At 64.4% G+C, this 16,522-nt stretch carries 15 protein-coding genes; 11 read left to right on the top strand and 4 right to left on the bottom strand.

Going from position 1 to position 16,522, the window contains the following annotated elements:
• Positions 1 to 11 precede the first annotated feature (11 nt).
• On the top strand, positions 12 to 431 hold the full coding sequence (locus QQL24_RS32405; protein ID WP_284316447.1) for a hypothetical protein: 420 nt from the start codon (positions 12 to 14) through the stop codon (positions 429 to 431).
• A 196-nt stretch (positions 432 to 627) separates the two neighbouring features.
• Positions 628 to 2,040, top strand: coding sequence for a caspase family protein (locus QQL24_RS32410; RefSeq protein ID WP_284316448.1), 1,413 nt, complete (start codon positions 628 to 630; stop codon positions 2,038 to 2,040).
• A 204-nt stretch (positions 2,041 to 2,244) separates the two neighbouring features.
• Here QQL24_RS32410 and QQL24_RS32415 read toward each other — a convergent pair whose 3' ends face one another.
• Together QQL24_RS32415 and QQL24_RS32420 are read right to left on the bottom strand one after the other, a co-directional pair.
• Positions 2,245 to 2,805: a hypothetical protein gene (locus tag QQL24_RS32415; RefSeq protein ID WP_284316449.1), complete on the bottom strand. Its 561-nt coding sequence runs from the start codon at positions 2,803 to 2,805 to the stop codon at positions 2,245 to 2,247.
• Positions 2,806 to 2,891: 86 nt separating this feature from the next.
• Positions 2,892 to 3,185, bottom strand: coding sequence for a hypothetical protein (locus QQL24_RS32420; protein ID WP_284316450.1), 294 nt, complete (start codon positions 3,183 to 3,185; stop codon positions 2,892 to 2,894).
• A gap of 115 nt (positions 3,186 to 3,300) precedes the next feature.
• On the opposite strand from QQL24_RS32420, the gene QQL24_RS32425 reads away from it, so the two are divergent.
• Positions 3,301 to 4,119 (top strand): hypothetical protein, encoded by an 819-nt coding sequence (locus QQL24_RS32425; RefSeq protein ID WP_284316451.1) that lies wholly within the window; start codon positions 3,301 to 3,303, stop codon positions 4,117 to 4,119.
• Positions 4,120 to 4,170: 51 nt separating this feature from the next.
• Here the strand turns inward: QQL24_RS32425 and QQL24_RS32430 are convergent, their stop codons facing one another.
• The gene (locus QQL24_RS32430) at positions 4,171 to 4,302 is read right to left on the bottom strand and encodes a hypothetical protein (protein WP_284316452.1); all 132 of its coding nucleotides are present in this window, start codon (positions 4,300 to 4,302) and stop codon (positions 4,171 to 4,173) included.
• 268 nt (positions 4,303 to 4,570) lie between these two features.
• Here QQL24_RS32430 and QQL24_RS32435 point away from each other — a divergent pair, with 268 nt between their 5' ends.
• The 5 genes from QQL24_RS32435 (at position 4,571) to QQL24_RS32455 (ending at position 10,911) form a co-directional block, all read left to right on the top strand.
• Positions 4,571 to 5,644: a methyltransferase gene (locus QQL24_RS32435; RefSeq protein WP_284316453.1), complete on the top strand. Its 1,074-nt coding sequence runs from the start codon at positions 4,571 to 4,573 to the stop codon at positions 5,642 to 5,644.
• A 240-nt stretch (positions 5,645 to 5,884) separates the two neighbouring features.
• Complete coding sequence (locus QQL24_RS32440; protein WP_284316454.1) at positions 5,885 to 6,154, top strand: cyclase; 270 nt, start codon at positions 5,885 to 5,887, stop codon at positions 6,152 to 6,154.
• Between the two features lie 550 nt (positions 6,155 to 6,704).
• Positions 6,705 to 7,937, top strand: coding sequence for a multidrug effflux MFS transporter (locus tag QQL24_RS32445; protein ID WP_284316455.1), 1,233 nt, complete (start codon positions 6,705 to 6,707; stop codon positions 7,935 to 7,937).
• A 353-nt stretch (positions 7,938 to 8,290) separates the two neighbouring features.
• Positions 8,291 to 10,588, top strand: a complete 2,298-nt coding sequence (locus tag QQL24_RS32450; RefSeq protein WP_284316456.1) for an FdhF/YdeP family oxidoreductase — start codon at positions 8,291 to 8,293, stop codon at positions 10,586 to 10,588.
• The gene (locus tag QQL24_RS32455) at positions 10,585 to 10,911 is read left to right on the top strand and encodes a hypothetical protein (RefSeq protein ID WP_284316457.1); all 327 of its coding nucleotides are present in this window, start codon (positions 10,585 to 10,587) and stop codon (positions 10,909 to 10,911) included. The genes QQL24_RS32450 and QQL24_RS32455 overlap by 4 nt, the downstream gene beginning before the upstream one ends.
• 421 nt (positions 10,912 to 11,332) lie before the next feature.
• On the opposite strand, the gene QQL24_RS32460 is transcribed toward QQL24_RS32455, so the two are convergent.
• Positions 11,333 to 12,451 carry a calcium:cation antiporter gene (locus tag QQL24_RS32460; protein ID WP_284316458.1) on the bottom strand — a complete coding sequence of 373 codons (1,119 nt, stop codon included), beginning with the start codon at positions 12,449 to 12,451 and terminating at the stop codon, positions 11,333 to 11,335.
• 428 nt (positions 12,452 to 12,879) lie between these two features.
• Here QQL24_RS32460 and QQL24_RS32465 point away from each other — a divergent pair, with 428 nt between their 5' ends.
• From QQL24_RS32465 to QQL24_RS32475, 3 genes are all read left to right on the top strand, one after another.
• Positions 12,880 to 13,494 (top strand): hypothetical protein, encoded by a 615-nt coding sequence (locus QQL24_RS32465; RefSeq protein WP_284316459.1) that lies wholly within the window; start codon positions 12,880 to 12,882, stop codon positions 13,492 to 13,494.
• Complete coding sequence (locus QQL24_RS32470) at positions 13,491 to 14,672, top strand: AAA family ATPase (RefSeq protein WP_284316460.1); 1,182 nt, start codon at positions 13,491 to 13,493, stop codon at positions 14,670 to 14,672. The genes QQL24_RS32465 and QQL24_RS32470 overlap by 4 nt, the downstream gene beginning before the upstream one ends.
• Before the next feature lie 734 nt (positions 14,673 to 15,406).
• Positions 15,407 to 16,432 (top strand): peptidoglycan-binding domain-containing protein, encoded by a 1,026-nt coding sequence (locus tag QQL24_RS32475; RefSeq protein WP_284316461.1) that lies wholly within the window; start codon positions 15,407 to 15,409, stop codon positions 16,430 to 16,432.
• Positions 16,433 to 16,522: the final 90 nt, after the last annotated feature.

A 16,522-nucleotide genomic window follows, 5' to 3' on the forward strand; every position in this document is an offset into this window, starting at 1 on the left:
GGATGGCAATCATGACGCGCGTATCTGTCTTTGGGCTTCTCGTGGCTAGCGCTGCGGCGATGGCGCTTGCTCTTGTGGGGCCAGCATCGGCAGGCGGCATGACCCGCAGCGCCGCGCGCGGCAAGGCGACGCCGATGGAGCCGCTGTTCGCCTGGACACGCGAAACCTGCGCCATCTATCCCGTCCAGAACGTCAGGATCGAGCAGCAGCCGCAGCATGGCACGGCCAGCATTGCGACGGTGAATGTCAAGCTGCCGGCCTCCTTCGGCGTCTGCGCGGGCACCAATGTCGACATGCCCTGGGTGGTCTACCAATCGGCGGGGACTTTCAGCGGCGCCGACCATTTCACCGTCTCCTGGGTGTCGCATGCCACGGTGCTGGAAAACACCAGCCGCTACCAGTTCTACGACGTCGCGGTAACGGTGAGATAGGGGATGCCGGACAAAGTCGAACCGCGGCACCGTTGCCGGCTGGGGGTCTTCGCGGATTATTTCTTAACGGCAAAGAAGGCTCCACCCGTGCCCTTCGTCACAGCAGCCCACCACTGCTTGTGCTAGCTCTTTGTCGTGCTAGGCTCTCGTTGAAATCCCAGCCTGCAAATCCTCCGATCCCGCCGGAGCCAGACCGATGCTCAGATGGCTTGTGCCTGTCGCCTGCCTCGTCTTGATGGCGGCTGCTCTCCCGGTGCAGGCAAGCACGCAGCGCGATTGCGCCCAGAACGCCAATCCCCGGCTCGCCTTGCAGGCCTGCACAGCGATCATCGAGAAGGGCGGGCGCAACCGCAACGAGACCGCCAACGCCTATCTCCTGCGCGGCAATGCCTATCTGGCGCAGGGCGAGTTCGATCCGGCGATCGCCGACTATGCCAAGGTGCTGGAGCTCCGGCCCGAGGATGCCAATGCCCTTCACGCCACCGGCCAGGCCTACAACGCCAAGGGCGATTACGACCGCGCCATCGCCAATTACGACAAAGCCATCGCCTTGCTGCCCAACGCCGTCTATTCCTATGTCGGCCGCAGCTTCGCCTATAATTCCAGGCGCGATTACGCCGCCGCCATCGCCGATTGCGAGAAGGGCATCAAGCTCAAGCCCGATCTGCCGGATGCCTGGTTCGCCTGCGGGGAATCCTATCTGGCCATCGGCAACAAGGCCAAGGCGGAAGACGATTTCCAGGTGTCGATCGGGCTTTACCCGCCTGCCGATAGGGCGGGGGCGGCCTCGCGCATCGGCCAGATCGAGGCGAGCCTGGTGGCCCAGCAGCAGGCGAGTACCACGCCCGCCAAAACCACACCCGCAAAGCCGCAGGACGCCGGTACACCGGGGGCCGTGGCGAGCCCCGGGCGGCGCGTGGCGCTGGTGATCGGCAATTCCGCCTACCAGGCGGTGGCGCACCTGCCCAATCCCGCCGGGGATGCCGACCTGGTCGGCGCCGCCCTGCGCCAGGCGGGTGTGCAGGACGTCACCGTCGCCCATGACCTCGATCGCGGCGCCATGGTGGCGGCGCTGCGCGACTTCGCCGACAAGGCGGACGGCGCCGACTGGGCGATCATCTATTATGCCGGGCACGGCATCGAGGTCGACGGCGCCAATTACTTGATCCCGGTGGACGCGCGTCTTGTCAGCGACCGCGACGTGCCGGACGAGGCCGTGTCGCTCGACCGCCTGCTGAGTGCCATCCAGGGTGCGCACAAGCTGCGCCTGGTGGTGCTCGATGCCTGCCGCAACAACCCCTTCGTGGTGCAGATGAAGCTCGCCTCGGCCCGCCGCGCCATCGACAGGGGCCTCTCGCGCGTCGAGCCGGCCAACGCCACGCTGGTGGCCTATGCCGCCAAGGAGGGCACCACCGCCCTCGACGGCAACGGCGCCGACAGCCCCTTCGCGCTCGCCTTTGCCAGGCGCGTGGTGGAACCGGGCCTGGAGATCAACAAGATCTTCCGCTTCGTGCGCCAGGACGTGATGGACGAAACCGGCAACCAGCAGGAACCGTTCGTCTACGGCTCCCTGCCGCCGGAGGATTTCTATTTCGTATCGGGGAAGTAGCCGGGAGCGCAACTGGGAGCGCGGACGTCTCGTCCGCTCTGGAACCGCGCCGCCGAAGGATGGAGCGTGGCCTATCCGTGAGGTCACGCCCAAAGACAGGAACGACCTTTGACCCAAGCTTAGTAAACCCCCCGAACTCACCGCTTCAAGAGCGGACAAGATGTCCGCGCTCCCAGGGACGCGCTCCCAGGGTGACGCTCCAGCTTACCGCTTGCAGCGCCACATGCGGTGATTGCCCTTCATGTAATAGACGCGGGTGCAACTGGCGGGATTGACGGCGTGTTGCCGGGACTCGGGGTGGTCGGCGGCGGCCGGCCTGCCCGGCGGCGTGGGCGGGGCGGAGGCGCTGGCGGTTGCGTTCGCTGGCGGGGCTTCGGCGCTCTGATCCGGGGTAGACGTGTCATCGGCACCCGCGGGCGCCACCGGCAGCAGGCGCTGCAGGCCATCGACGCGCGGATTCACCACGACGAAGATCTTGTCGGCCTCGACCGGGCTGCAGGTGATGGAGGCGATGTTCTCGAGCGCCGTCATCTGGCCGATGGCCATCGCCGCCTGCTCCGGCGCCACCGGCAGCGGCCCGCGTTCGATGCGCATCAGGCCGAGATTGGCCGAGACCAGCGCGCGCTTGACGCCATTGCAGGTCATCTCGTCAGCCCGGACGGCGGGCGCAAGCACCATCCCGCCGCAGGCCAGGGCAATCGCAATCGCAAGGCCGGCGCCCTTCAGCCGGATGCGGGGAACCACAAAGCTTCCGTAAGGGATCATGCTGCCTTCCGACCTCACAGACAACGCACTATACTCGGCGCGGCTTCGCGATGCCAGTGAGCAGGAAGGAGGGGGAAGCCACGGCCCTAAACCACATCGAAAGCCGGATGAAATTCCACCGCGCCCCGCAGCGCTTCACCCTGGAACACCAGCCGCTGCAGGGCGGTGGAGCCCGGCAGCGCGACCTGCGTCAGCATGGTTATGTCTGCCTTTGCCCCGCTGGCGCTATCGGCGAGCTGGATGAGACCGTCTGCTTCATACGGGCCGACATTGAGATTATTGTGAATGATCGCATTGAAATCGGCGAGGCAATCGGCAGAAGCGGCCACGGGTGAAAGAACGTAAAGACCACAGACCGCTATCTGCAGAAAGAAGCGCATTTTTGCATCCTCTCCATTGGTCGGGGACCCGACAACGTCTCAGCCGGCTCGTCTGGGTGACTCCCCCACCGCCAAGCGATAGAACAGAGCGGAATTCCATTCTGGGCTGCGCATCATGGATGTACTCGGCGCTTTTCCCTCCCGTCCCTTGAGCGTGAACCGCCTCGGTGCCAGCCGCGCTACCGGATGGAGCGCTGTCCTCGCCGGGCTGGTGCTGGCCGGTGTGGTGTGGTGGTGGCAGGCCGAGGATCTCTGGCGGGACTATCGGATCAGCCAGCATTACGAGGTCGCCTCGGATGCGGAGATCTCGAACGCGCGGTGCCGGACCTACAAGGCCATCCTGACCGATTGCGCCGCCACCATCACCACCGCGGACGGGGCGCAAAGCAGGGTCAGCATGACGTTCGTTGATTTCCTTGCTGGTGATTATGAGACCGGCGTCGTGCGCTCGCTCGACGATCCGAAGCTGCTGACGCTGCAATTGGGCGTCGAAAACATGACCGACCGTGTCCTCACCTTTCTTGGATTTCTCGGCCTCTTCGTGGCCGCCGCATTCGGAGGTCTCGTCATGGTGCTGCGGACGGGCGCCCTGAAGCGGGCGGTGGCGGTGCCTTCGACGATGAAACCGGTTATCGTCGATGTGCTGGGACAGACCCGGACCTGGCTGAATACCACTGTGAAATATCGCTATTCGCTCGATGGCAAGATACGCAAGGCGGCGGGCATCCTCGGGAAGAATGAAAGCCCGTTCTTCGTCGACACGGGCAAAAGCAAGGCGCTGGCCGTCATCCCTGCCGCGATATCGGCGCCGATCCTGCTCGACGACCAGCTCGAGATGCTGGATCTCACCACTCAGGAGCGCGCCGCGATCCGGGGGGTGGTGTCACCGCCGAGCGGGGTGGATATCGGGTTTGACCGCAGCTATCGCTGGTGATCGAGGTGAAGCCCGCAAGGCTTGGAACTAGCGGCCCGCCTTCTGCGCTTCCTAAGGCGGAAAGCGTTTCTCTGGCCATGGGCCAACCGCGATCACGGTCAGGGCGGTTATGCCGAAGCCACCGAAGCCCAGCACGTCCTCGATCAAGTTGATCGTGGAATCGGCAAACCAGTGATCGGCCATGAAAAAAGGTCCCCAGAACGGCCAGGCCCGCAAGCGCGATCCCGGTGGCCAGGTTCTGCCGGCAGGCCCACGGCGTATGCTCGCTTGAAGACGAGTTGGCTGAGACCGCCGAACAGGAACATGCGCCCCGAGCCGGGGAAATGGAGTCAAACCCACCTCCCCCTTAGGGGTATCATCAAACCGCAATGGATATCGTGCCGGGCGGGGTCCTGTCGTGCTATCACAACTCGCGGTTTAGTCCATCGCAGGCCACTCTGGAGAGTACCCTATGGACGATACGATTGAGCTGTCTTCAACCAAAGAGCCGTCCTCGATCCCCGACAGTCCCGCAAGCGAGGCGCCGCCTGCGCATGTCCAGTTGATCCAGATGGTGACGGGCCACTGGGTCTCCAGCGTGATCTATGCGGCGGCAAAGCTGGATCTGGCCGATCATCTGGCCGCGGGCCCCCGCAGCGCCGAGGAACTGGCCGGCCCGCTCGGCGCCCATGCGCCCTCGCTTCACCGCTTCATGCGCTGCCTGGCCGGCCTCGGCGTTCTGTCCGAGCGTCCCGGGCAAAGGTTCGCCCTGACGGATCTCGGAGAGGCGCTGAAGACCGGTGCGCCGGGTTCGGCGCGGGCCTCGATCCTCACCATCGGGAGCCCGTGGTTCGGCGGTGCCTTCGACGAGATCGTCTACTCGATCCAGACCGGCAAGACGGGGTTCGAGAAGACCCAGGGCATGCCGGCGTTCGAATACCTCTCCCGGCATCCGGAAGCCGCCTCCCTGTTCAGCGAGACGATGGTGGGGGTTCACGGCCAGGAGCCGCCGGCCGTCGCCGAGGCCTATGACTTTTCGGCCTTCCACACCGTCGTCGATGTCGGCGGCGCCACCGGCAATCTGCTCGCTGCCATCCTGGCACGGCATCAGGGCCCGCGCGGCATCCTGTTCGACAGGCCCTATGTGGTGGGCGATGCAACGGCCTTGCTCGAAGCGAGGGGCGTGGCCGACCGCGTGACCATCGAGGCCGGCGATTTCTTCGAGACAGTCCCTGCTGGCGCCGACGCCTATGTCCTGTCCCACATCATCCACGACTGGAACGAGGCGCAGTGCCTCGCCATCCTCGCCCGGGTTCGCAAGGCCATGAAGCCGGAGGGACGCCTCCTGCTCGTCGAGATGGTGCTGCCCGCCGGGGACACGCCCCATTTCGGCAAGCTGCTCGACATGGTGATGCTCGTGCTGCCCGGCGGCCAGGAGCGCACGGAGGAGGAATACCGTCCTCTGCTCGCCAAAGCCGGCTTCCGTCTCACGCGGGTGATTCCGACCCATTCCGCGGTGAGCATCGTGGAGGCGGTCCAGGCCTAGAGCAAAATGTGTTCAGGTAGGAGCGGATTTCGAAATTAACTCACTGGTATCAAAAGCATTTTGCGATTCCTGGTGCTTCGATCTGAAAGTAAATCGCTCTAGGCCGCTGGATCGTGACTACCGCGCCATAGGCGCGTCAGGAGGGGCATTTGCGGCATGGCAGGCGGTCCCAGCGCCGAACCTTGCTGCCAGACCGCGAATTCGACCCCGGCAACAAGTGAAAAAGTGAGGGAGGTTCTGATGACGACCTTGTTCGTAAGGCACGCAGTTTCGGATTATGCGAGTTGGCGTAAAGTCTATGACGCCTTTGCCGATTTCCAGCAGGCCAATGGCGTAACGGCGGAGGCGGTCTATCAAGCCCTCGATGATCCCAACGACGTCACCGTGACCCACGATTTCGCGACACTCGAGGCCGCTCAGGCCTTCACCAAGCTCGATGAGCTGAGAACGGCGATGCAAAGCGGTGGTGTCGTGGGAACGCCGACGGTCTGGTTCACCAACAAGGTCTGACGTTTGCAAGAGTTCCGGCGGTGACGGGGATGCAATTGGGGGCTACATCAGTGCAAGTGAACTGAGCCTTCGGCGTGTCACGTCACCAGCATGGATCGGGTAGTTTGTCCCCATCATACAAGCGGCTATCCGCCAACCTTTTCGGCACCTCAGGCGAGGGGCTCTCTAAGGAGAGCACGCGACGTAGACTCCTTACCCACGAAGCTGGCTGTCGAATTCACGCGTCGCAGTAAGGGGCGCGGGTCATCCTTCCCCGGCTTCGGGGAAGGTGTCGCCGCGTAGCGGTGACGGAAGGGGGAGAGCGACGCGACAGAGTCGGTTTTTGGGCCAGGCAGGCGCCACCCTACCCCTTCCGACTTCGCTTCGCTCAGCCACCTTCCCCGCAGTCGGGGAAGGATAACCCGCGCCTCTTCTTGACGGCGGAGATGTGTGAATCCGACAGCCGGGAGGCTGGGGAGGGAGGGCGCTTGCCCCCGCTTGGCGTTCGTCCCGAAGCCCTACCATCACGACCCGGAATCATCCTATGACATCCCATCATAGGAAATCCGTCATGACCGATACGACCAGCCGCGCGCCCGTGGTGGGCAGACTGGGGCGCAAGGAGTTCATCGTGCTGGTGGCTGGCCTCGTCGCCATCAACGCCTTCGCGATCGACATCATGCTGCCCGGCCTGCAGCAGATCGGCGCCAGCCTCGGGGAGGCCGATCCCAACAAGCGGCAATTGGTGATCCCGGCCTATCTGCTCGGCTTCGGCCTGCTGCAGCTCGTGTTCGGGCCGCTGTCGGACCGCTTCGGCCGGCGCGGGCCGTTACTCGTCGGCCTTGCGGTCTATTGCCTGGCGGCATTGTGCGCCTTCTTCACCACCAATTTCAGTGCACTGATTGCGCTGCGCCTGGTGCAGGGCGGCGGGGCGGCGGCCTCGGCCGTGATCGCCACCGCGCTGGTGCGCGACGTCTTCGCCGGCAACGAGATGGCGAAGATCATGTCGCTGGTGTTCACCGTGCTGATGCTCTCGCCCATCCTCGCCCCCTCGCTCGGCCAGGGCCTGATGACGGTGATGGACTGGCGCGGCCTGTTCGGCTTCATGGCCGCGCTCGGGCTCATCATCATCGCCTGGGTCTGGTGGCGCCTGCCCGAGACGCTGCAGCCCGAGCACCGGCGCCCACTGAGCCTGCGCGCCGTGCTCGAAGGCTTCGGCATCGTCTTCGCCAACCGCGTGTCGCTGGCCTATATCATCGGCATGGCGGCGCTGTTCGGGGCGCTGATGGGCTTCCTCAACTCATCCCAGCAGATCTATCGCGATGTCTTCGGCGTCACGACGCTGTTCCCGGTGTTCTTCGCCGGCGGGGCGATATGCTCGGCGCTGGGCGGCGTGGTGAATGCGCAACTGGTCAACCGCTTCGGCATGCGCAAGCTCTCCTGGGTCGCGCTGGCGGTGTTCAGCGCGGCCGCGCTGGTGATGCTCGCCGCCGGCCTTTTGCAGGCGCTGCCTCTGGCGCTGTTCTTCGCGCTCAGCGCCGCGCAGTTCCTGGTCTTCAGCATGATCCTGTCGAATTTCGGGGCGCTGGCCATGGAGCCGCTCGGCGAGGTCGCCGGCACGGCGGCCTCCACCCAGGGCTTCCTGCAGATGGTGCCGGGCGCGGCCATCGGCATCCTGATCGGCCAGATGTTCAACGGGACGGTGGTGCCGATGGCGCTGGGGCATGTGGCGATGGCGGGGCTGACGGCGGTGTGTCTGGTGACGATGGCGGCGGAGGGGCGGCGGGGGGTAGGCGCGACCTAAGCCTCCCCCAGCTTCGTGGGGGAGGCTCACGCCGCGCTCTTTACTGCCATGAGCAGAGCGCCGAGCCGCCATGCGGATTATGCAGATCTACGTGATTTCGTAGAATTTCTGCCTGCAAAAGAGGCAAGTGATGTCCTATCCGAGCGCCTCTCCGCTTATAGCGATATGTTCTTGTGCTCGATGATCAAAAGCGCATCCTGCAGTGCAGTTTGTATATCTTCCAGATATGCACTTTCGTGCCGGTATTACTTGCCAGACTTGAAAACTCTATCGGCCGATAGAACATTTCGATTTGATAATCGCCGCCACAACCCATATTTCGCGAGGGCCAGTTTTCCAGCCCGCGAGTTCCCATGTCCGACGACGTCAAGACCAAAGTCAGCAAGGCGGCCGCCGGGGGCTGGGGGGCGCTCAAGAGTTGCGGCCGGCATCTGATGGCGAGCGGCTCGCCCTTAGTGAGCGCGCGGGCGATGCTGAAGGCGAACCAGCCCGACGGCTTCGATTGCCCGGGCTGCGCCTGGGGCGACCCGGAGCACGGCTCCTCCTTCGAATTCTGCGAGAACGGCGTCAAGGCCGTGGCCTGGGAATCGACCGACAAGCGCACCACGCCGGTGTTCTTCCAGAAGCACCGCCTCGGCGAGTTGCGCCTGTGGTCGGACTATGAGCTGGAGGGGCAGGGCCGCCTGACCCATCCGATGCGCTATGACGCCTCGACCGATCGCTACGAGGCGATCTCCTGGGCGCAGGCCTTCCGCGAGATCGGCGCGCAGCTCAACGCCCTGGCCGATCCCAACCAGGCCGAGTTCTACACCTCCGGCCGGGCCAGCAACGAGGCCGCCTTCCTCTACCAGCTCTTCGTGCGGCTCTACGGCACCAACAATTTCCCGGACTGCTCGAACATGTGTCACGAGGCCAGCGGCGTCGCCCTGCGCCAGGCCATCGGCGTCGGCAAGGGCACGGTGCTGCTCGAGGATTTCGAACAGGCGGACGCCATCTTTGTGGTCGGCCAGAACCCCGGCACCAACCATCCGCGCATGCTCGGGGATCTGCGCCGCGCAGCCGAGCGCGGGGCGCGCGTCGTGGTGTTCAACCCGGTGCGTGAGCGCGGCCTCGAACGCTTCGCCGATCCGCAGGACAAGCTTGAAATGCTGCGCGGCGGCTCGAAGACGATCGCCAGCGACTATTTCCGCCCGCGTCTCGGCGGTGACATGGCCGCCTTCCGCGGCATGGCCAAGACCGTGTTCGCCCGCGACGAGGCCGAACGCGCCGCCGGCCGTCCCAGCCTGCTGGACGAAGCCTTCATCGCCGAGCACACCGATGGCCTCGCCGCCTGGCGCGCCGCCGTCGACGCCACCACCTGGGACGAGATCGAGCACCAGTCAGGCCTGACGCAGGTCGAGATCGAGGCTGCCGCCGACATCTATCTCGGTGCGAAGAGCGTGATCTGCACCTGGGCGATGGGCGTGACGCAGCACCACCATTCGGTGGCGACCATCCGCGAGATCGCCAATTTCATGTTCCTGCGCGGCCATGTCGGCCGTCCCGGCGCGGGCCTGTGCCCGGTGCGCGGGCACTCCAACGTGCAGGGCGACCGCACCGTCGGCATCAACGAGAAGCCGCCGGCCGCCTTCCTCGATGCGCTCGCCCGCGAGTTCGACTTCGAGCCGCCGCGCGCCAGCGGCCACAATGTGCTCGCCGCCATCGGCGCCATGCTGGAAGGCAGCGCCAGGGCTTTCATCGGGCTTGGCGGCAATTTTGCCCGCGCCACCCCTGACTCGCCTTTGGTGGAGAAGGCGCTCAGGGCCTGCGACCTCACCGTCCACATCGCCACCAAGCTCAACCATTCGCATCTGATGCCGGGCCGCGCGGCCTATCTGTTGCCCTGCCTCGGCCGCACCGAGGTCGACCGCAACAGCGCCGGCAAGATCCAGATCGTCACGGTCGAGGATTCGATGAGCATGGTGCACGGCTCGGGCGGCATCAATCCGTCGGCCTCGAAGGAACTGCGCTCGGAAGTCGCCATCGTGGCCGGCATCGCCGCCGCCACCGTCGGCTCGGACAAGGTGAATTGGGCCGCGCTCGCCGACGACCACGACCTCATCCGCGACGCGATCGCCCGCACCATCCCCGGCTTCGAGGACTACAACAGGCGGGTGCGCAAGCCGCGCGGCTTCCATCTGCGCAACGCCGCCGCCGAGCGCGAATGGAACACGCCGACGGGCCGCGCCGCTTTCTCGGCCGTGCCGCTGCCGCTGGCAACCGTGCACCAGCAGGCGCTCGGGCGCGACGGCCTCTTCGCGCTGCAGACCTTCCGCTCGCACGACCAGTACAACACCACCATCTACGGTCTCGACGACCGCTATCGCGGCATCAAGGGCGAGCGCCGAGTGATCTTCATCCACCCCGACGACATCGCCGCCCTCGGCGCAACGGCCGGCGAGCGGGTCGATATCATCGGCGAGCATGATGACGGCGTCAGCCGCGTCGCCGAGGACTTTCGCCTCGTGGCCTATGATATCCCGCGCGGCTCCATCGCCGGCTATTATCCGGAAGCCAATGTGCTGGTGCCGCTGTCAAGCGCCGGCGCCGAAAGCGACACGCCGACCTCGAAATCCGTGCTGGTCTCGGTGAAGCGCCGCGTGGCGGCATGAGCGCGGAGGATAGCGAGCTGCTGGCGGCAATCGAGGCGATCCGGCGGCTTGACCCGGCCCTGACGCCCCTCGACGGCGTGATCCTGGCGGCGGTGACCCTCGGCATCGCCGACGACACGCGCAGCCTCGCCAAACTGTTCGAGGTGGAGCACGCGCTGGTGATCCGCGCGGTGAACCAGCTTGCGGACGGCGGCGTCTGGCTCGACGTGGTGGAACGCCAGGCGCGGACGCAGCGCACCAAGGTGGCGCTCAGCGAGGCGGGCAGGGCGCGGCTGGGAGCTGAGGAACAGTGCGAGGCCGCTTCCGGCAGACTGGCGTCGTAAGCGCGAAGCCCGTCTCTCCTCGGCTTCCTGGCTATACGATTCACACGTCTCAGTACTGGACGGAACACGCTCCACGATTGGGCGAGATGAGGCATCGCAGAATGAGGCGCGCCGCTTGCGCCCCCTCGCCCCGTTCTTACGGGGAGAGGATAGAGGTGAGGGGCCGCGCGACTCTAGCAAGATGAGATTTTTCTAGTGAATCAACAAGATATGCAGCGATGATGCGCGCCAACCAGATTGCCGCGTCTCAGAGAATGCCAATCTTAAAACGCTGTGCTGCCCCTCACCTCTATCCTCTCCCCGTAAACGGGGCGAGGGGACTTCGACGGCGCGCTTCTTCTCAAACGTCACATCTCGCCCAGCCGAATTACCGGCCGCTCTTCTTGCCAGGCCGAGATGATGGGAGCTGCTGATATTCACTCTAAGGCACCACGATCAGGAGCACATAGGCCACGAAGATGACGAGATGGGCCAGGCCCGTGAGAATGGTCGTGCGCCCGGTGCCGAAACTCACCACGCTCATGGCGAGGGCGAGGAGGAGCAGGACCGTGTCGCCTGGATTGAGGCCGAGGGTGAGGGAACGGCCGGTGACCAGGCTTGCCGCCGCCACCGCCGGGATGGTCATGCCGATGGTGGCGCAGGCCGAACCCAGGGCAATGTTCAAGCCGCGCTGCAGTTCGTTCTTGAGCGAGGCCTTGATCGCCGAGATGGCCTCCGGCAGCAGGATGACCAGGGCAATGAAAGCGCCCACGATCGCATCCGACTGCATGACCTCGAGGTAGGAAAGCCCGTCCTCGACCCCTGCCGCAACCTGTTCCGTCAGCAGGACGATGCCACCCAGCCCGACGAGCAGGAGGACCAGATGTCGAGCCATGCCCTTCGGAGCGGCATGATGGACGCTGGCCGCAGGTCCGGAAGGCCGCTCGTCGGCGAAATCCTCCTTCTGCGCGAAGCTCTGCGCGAAGACGAAGCTGCCATAGAGCAGCACGGAGAGCAGGCTGACGAAGGCCAGCTGGATCGGCGAGAAGGTTCCCGGCCCCGTCGAGAGCGTATAATCGGGCAGGACCATCGTCATCACGGTCAGCCCGATGAGAACGGAGAGAAAGGCGCTGGTTCCCTGTCTCCTGATATCCTGGCGCGCGTGCTTCCAGCCGCCGAGCGTCAGGCAGATGCCGACGACGCCCGTGCAGACGATCATCACGGTGGAGAACACAGATTCCCGCGCCAGGGTCGGATTGTTCTCGCCGTGAAGCATCATCGAGACGATGATCGAGACCTCGATGGTGGTGACCGCGAAGGTGAGGACGAGCGTCCCGAAGGGCTCGCCGACGCGATGGGCGATCGCCTCGGCATGCGCCAGAGCCGCGAAGACCGTCGCCAGGACGAGGCCGATCGCCACGGCGTTCAAGGCGACCAGAACGGCCGTTCCGCTCCGGTCGATCGACAGAACGCCCGATCGGAAGGCGAGGGCCAGCGCCAGGCAGGCGATCGGCAACGCATAGGAAAACAAGGCCGTCCGGATGGAAACGGCTTGGGACATCGGGGACCTCGCTGCTGTCGGCCGCGCGTCAGGATTGTTATCGTGACACGATGCTTCCTTTTTGTGGAGGTATCGAGATACGGCCTTGTCGGGGCCCAACCCAGGGTAATCGCTTGAGGTTAACGGGGCGCTTTGCCCGCCGTCCTTGCGAGCGTAGCGAAGCAATCCAGGGGCAATGGACACCGCCCTTCAACCCCTGGATTGCTTCGCCTCGCTCGCAATGACGAATCAGGCTGCACGGCACCCCATCCTCTTTCGTGTCTTGTCAACCCGAAGCGATTGCCCCCCGCACCCCAACGCCCTGCACTTGCCCGCGTCCCCGCGAATCGGGCACTCTGCCTTCGCGCCCGGCCGTGGCCCTGATCCTGCCCCCTGCACCCTGCATTACGCCGCCGGCGCGACCCTTCAAGGCTTCGCAGGAGCAATCCATGTTCAACGTCCGGCCCCCCAAGGCGGGGGCCTCTATCTCGCGCGGTCAGGCGTTCTGGCCGCGCGAGGCGCTTACCATCATGCCGGAGGAGATCCGGCATTGTTTCAACACCCGACACGCCCTCTCCGGCGCGGGGCTCGCCTGGCTGATGCGCCAGGGCGTCGCCCTGTTCGATTGCGAGATGGGCGATGGCGTGCATGACGCCACCATCCGGCCCTCGGGCAGCTATTTCGACACCAGCTTTCGCGGCGACGAGGAGGGCGAGGGCGCGCTGATCTTCCTGTGCCGCGATCTCGAAGGCGAGCCGGAGGACATGCTGGCCTGGAACCCGCGTAGCGACGCCCGCTATCGCTGGCTTGGCCGCGCGGCGCTGTTGGGCGCGCAGAATGTCACGGAGCCGCGCTATCTCGGCGCGACGCTGCCGGTGTGGCGCACGCCGCTCGGCTGGCTGAAGTCGGGAAGGCGCGGCGTCGTCATCCTCGATGCCGTCAAGGCCGCCGGCCATCTCGCCGATTGCGGCTCGCTCGGCGCCGAGGACGCCGCCCATGCCCGCGATCTCGCCCGCCTTCTGGCGCGCCCGGCGCCGCGCATCCTGGTGGGAGACGCGGCATGAGCGAGGTCATCGACATCAAGACGGCCCGCCGCCACCGCATCTACCGCCATGGCGATCCGGCCAACCCCAGGCCTGGCCCCGAGCTTGTGAAGGGCCTGCTGCCGGTCACCGGGGCGGCGCTGCTCGCCGGCCAGTCGCGCGCGGGGAAGACCTTCGTGGCGCTGGACCTCGCCGGCGCGCTGGCCGAGGGCAGCGCCTTCTTCGGCCGCAAGGTGCTGCGCCAGGGCGCCACCATCTATCTGGCCGGCGAGGCGATGGCGAGCCTTGAGCGCCGGCTCGACGCCATGCGTGCCGGCCGGCTGGGACCGGAGGCGCCCCAGCGCCTGCCGGTGAGCTGGTGGGCGGTGGAGGGCCTCGCCGATTCCCGTCGCTTCGCCGAGGCGCTCGCCCACGTCAAGGAGGAGGCGGCCGAGCTCAAGGCCCGCCACGGCCTGCCGCTGTCGCTGGTGATCATCGACACCATCGCCGCCGCCTTCGGCTTCCGCGACGAGAACGATGCTGCGGAAGCCACCCGCCACATGCAGGCCATGCAGAAGCTGGCGCGCGAGACGGGGGCGCTGGTGCTCGGCATTGCCCATTACGGCAAGGCCAGCGAGACCGGCGTGCGCGGCTCCTCCGGCTTCACCGGCTCGGCCGACGCCATCTTGGCCGTGCTGGCCGAGATCGAGGCCGACGGCAAGGTGCGGAACCGCCGTATTGCCCTGACCAAGTACCGCGACGGCGAGCAGGGCTGGAAACGCGGCTTCGAGCTCCAGCCCATAACGCTGGAGGGCGCGTGGGACGAGGAGGGCGAGGCGGTGACGTCGTGCTGGGTGGAGGCGGGAGCGGAGGGGGCGCATCGAGACCTCCCCCATATCCTCAAGCTCTCGCCGGCTGCGACGGCCTATCTGGCGGCCTTCCGTGACGTGGTCGGCGATCAAGGCGCAGTCGCGCGTCCCTTTGGGCATGAAGGGCCTGCTGTTGTCGCGGTCAGCCGGGAAGCCATTCGGGAGGCTTTCTATGCCGCCTGGCCAAGCGACAGCGATGATGAGACCCGAAAGCAGGAGGCCCGGCGCAAACGCTTCAACGCGGGCGAAACGGCCCTGATTGCGCAGGGCATGATCAAGTTCCTCGAAACGGATGGAGGCGGCATCATCTGGCTGTGCCGGCGCGAGGATGAGGAGGACCTGCTCTCCTGACGAGACCGAAGCGGGACGGGACGGCCTTACCCCTGTATCGTCGCCCCGTCCCGTCCCGCCTATGCAATCTCGTACAGGCCTTGGAGAAGAGCGCTCTTAACGGTCTACTTCGCCGTGATGGGAACAGGCCCCTTGGCATCCAATCGAGTAGGAATGCCAGCCATCGCTGCAGACGCGATCGCCGACAAGCGGAGACAGAAGAAGCCCGAGCATGACGAAGACGATAAAGCCGGCGGCGATGGGATGCACGGCGCGACCTTGATCTCCCAGAATACGGAGGGGCGGAGCAGGACGGGACGGACTACAACATAGGAGTACGTCCCGTCCCGTCCCGTATCCAGGCGCTAGAGATCGCATTACGTCACCTAAAGCGTTTTGCGATTTGACGGACTCGGCAAGAATCGCAAAGACGCGTCGAAACAAAGAGTTAGAGCAAAGCGGCGTTTGCGCCTAAACGCGCTTTGCTCCAGGGGTCAAAACCCAATCAGGATTGACGGCTGAAATGCGCCCCATGCAAGTCATTGAGAGCGGCTTTGCCGCATCCGAAAGCACACATTGATTCAGGTTACACTGGCTTCACCTCGGAGTGCAGCTTGATCAGGCGCGCCCCCGTTACGATCGTCATAAGAGTGTGTCAGGGGGCATACGCGCCCGCGTTCCGTCGGCGCTCTATTCATTGGCAATCACATGGGAGATAGTGGCGTCAACCTGGGCGGGACTCATTGGGGGTTAACGTGTTAATCAGCAGCCTCTTGCGCGAAGACCCCCGCTTGCAAGCTTGCCTGGTCGACGACGCCGCCCATCTGACCGTTGGTTCGCAGGGCCGAGCCGTCGCGAAAGTGCAGATGGCACTTTTGGCGCTTGATTGGCTTCGAATAGATCAAGGTGAGATACGGTCTCAAACTTATGGCTCTTCCACGGCAGCAGCGGTTCTGAGTTTCAAGAGCAAGCGAGGCATTATTAACTACAATTATCAGCGCACAGCCGACAACATTGTCGGGAAAATGACAATCGCTGCGCTTGATAAGGAAATGGCGGTCTGGGAGAAGGCAAGCCGACGCTTGGATATATGCTCGTGCTGTCCACCCGGCGATCTTGTTTCTCCACACCCCTCGGACACGCGTTTCTTTGCCAGCGAAGTTAGCTCTTCAACGCTGTCCAATGTTGGCGGTGGCACAAAACCTAAGCAATTTAACAAAACCCTCCATATTTACTGCTCGATGTCCAGGAAGACCGAAAGGGAGGGTGGTTTTAATTTCCAGCCCCAAATTGACTTCGCGAACGCTCGATTGAAAAACTTCGGGATGCAGATTGCGGTTGACTTCTCGTCAGCTACCAGTCCCGACATAATCGAATTCGTCGACTCCATCGTGTTGGAAGATGATGTAGCGATTGCGAGGCAGGCATGTGAGAACAAACATTCTGGCTCGCCTGGTGTTTTGAGAGTAATGGCATGTCATAGGGGAATCAACGCTCCACCCGGCCAAACATTTCGAGGCGTAACCGTGGGAGGCGTGGTTTTCAAGACATTCATAATCCTGAATTCTAATCTAACTATTTCGACAACTCCAAAAGACAATAATGTGCTAATCCATGAAATGATTCATGCATCACATGCCAAGATCGAGATTCATGATCCCGGACTAGACAGCGTGTTTACCCAATATGTCCGAACGCAGTCGAACGAAAGTCAACCAGCAAGGACTATATTGAATGAAAACCGCGCGTTGGAACTCTCTAACGGTTATTTTGCGACCTAGGTACTGAATGCCAGCTTCCGGCAAACCACACTCGGACCTTGTCGGCTATGGTCACGATCGACTCAGCAAAGGCTTTAGGAAAGGTCGCTG

Origin of the sequence: Labrys miyagiensis (assembly GCF_030160835.1) — a bacterium.
Taxonomy (GTDB): Bacteria; Pseudomonadota; Alphaproteobacteria; order Rhizobiales; family Labraceae; genus Labrys; species Labrys miyagiensis.

What these genes read in the sequence shown, in the direction of transcription:
- QQL24_RS32450 (WP_284316456.1), top strand. Translation starts at nt 8,291, where the DNA reads ATGTCCGACGACGTCAAGACCAAAGTCAGCAAGGCGGCCGCCGGGGGC.
- QQL24_RS32425 (WP_284316451.1), top strand. Translation starts at nt 3,301, where the DNA reads ATGGATGTACTCGGCGCTTTTCCCTCCCGTCCCTTGAGCGTGAACCGC.
- QQL24_RS32445 (WP_284316455.1), top strand. Translation starts at nt 6,705, where the DNA reads ATGACCGATACGACCAGCCGCGCGCCCGTGGTGGGCAGACTGGGGCGC.
- QQL24_RS32440 (WP_284316454.1), top strand. Translation starts at nt 5,885, where the DNA reads ATGACGACCTTGTTCGTAAGGCACGCAGTTTCGGATTATGCGAGTTGG.
- QQL24_RS32430 (WP_284316452.1), bottom strand. Translation starts at nt 4,302, where the DNA reads ATGGCCGATCACTGGTTTGCCGATTCCACGATCAACTTGATCGAGGAC.
- QQL24_RS32455 (WP_284316457.1), top strand. Translation starts at nt 10,585, where the DNA reads ATGAGCGCGGAGGATAGCGAGCTGCTGGCGGCAATCGAGGCGATCCGG.
- QQL24_RS32460 (WP_284316458.1), bottom strand. Translation starts at nt 12,451, where the DNA reads ATGTCCCAAGCCGTTTCCATCCGGACGGCCTTGTTTTCCTATGCGTTG.
- QQL24_RS32465 (WP_284316459.1), top strand. Translation starts at nt 12,880, where the DNA reads ATGTTCAACGTCCGGCCCCCCAAGGCGGGGGCCTCTATCTCGCGCGGT.
- QQL24_RS32415 (WP_284316449.1), bottom strand. Translation starts at nt 2,805, where the DNA reads ATGATCCCTTACGGAAGCTTTGTGGTTCCCCGCATCCGGCTGAAGGGC.
- QQL24_RS32405 (WP_284316447.1), top strand. Translation starts at nt 12, where the DNA reads ATGACGCGCGTATCTGTCTTTGGGCTTCTCGTGGCTAGCGCTGCGGCG.
- QQL24_RS32420 (WP_284316450.1), bottom strand. Translation starts at nt 3,185, where the DNA reads ATGCGCTTCTTTCTGCAGATAGCGGTCTGTGGTCTTTACGTTCTTTCA.
- QQL24_RS32470 (WP_284316460.1), top strand. Translation starts at nt 13,491, where the DNA reads ATGAGCGAGGTCATCGACATCAAGACGGCCCGCCGCCACCGCATCTAC.
- QQL24_RS32410 (WP_284316448.1), top strand. Translation starts at nt 628, where the DNA reads ATGCTCAGATGGCTTGTGCCTGTCGCCTGCCTCGTCTTGATGGCGGCT.
- QQL24_RS32435 (WP_284316453.1), top strand. Translation starts at nt 4,571, where the DNA reads ATGGACGATACGATTGAGCTGTCTTCAACCAAAGAGCCGTCCTCGATC.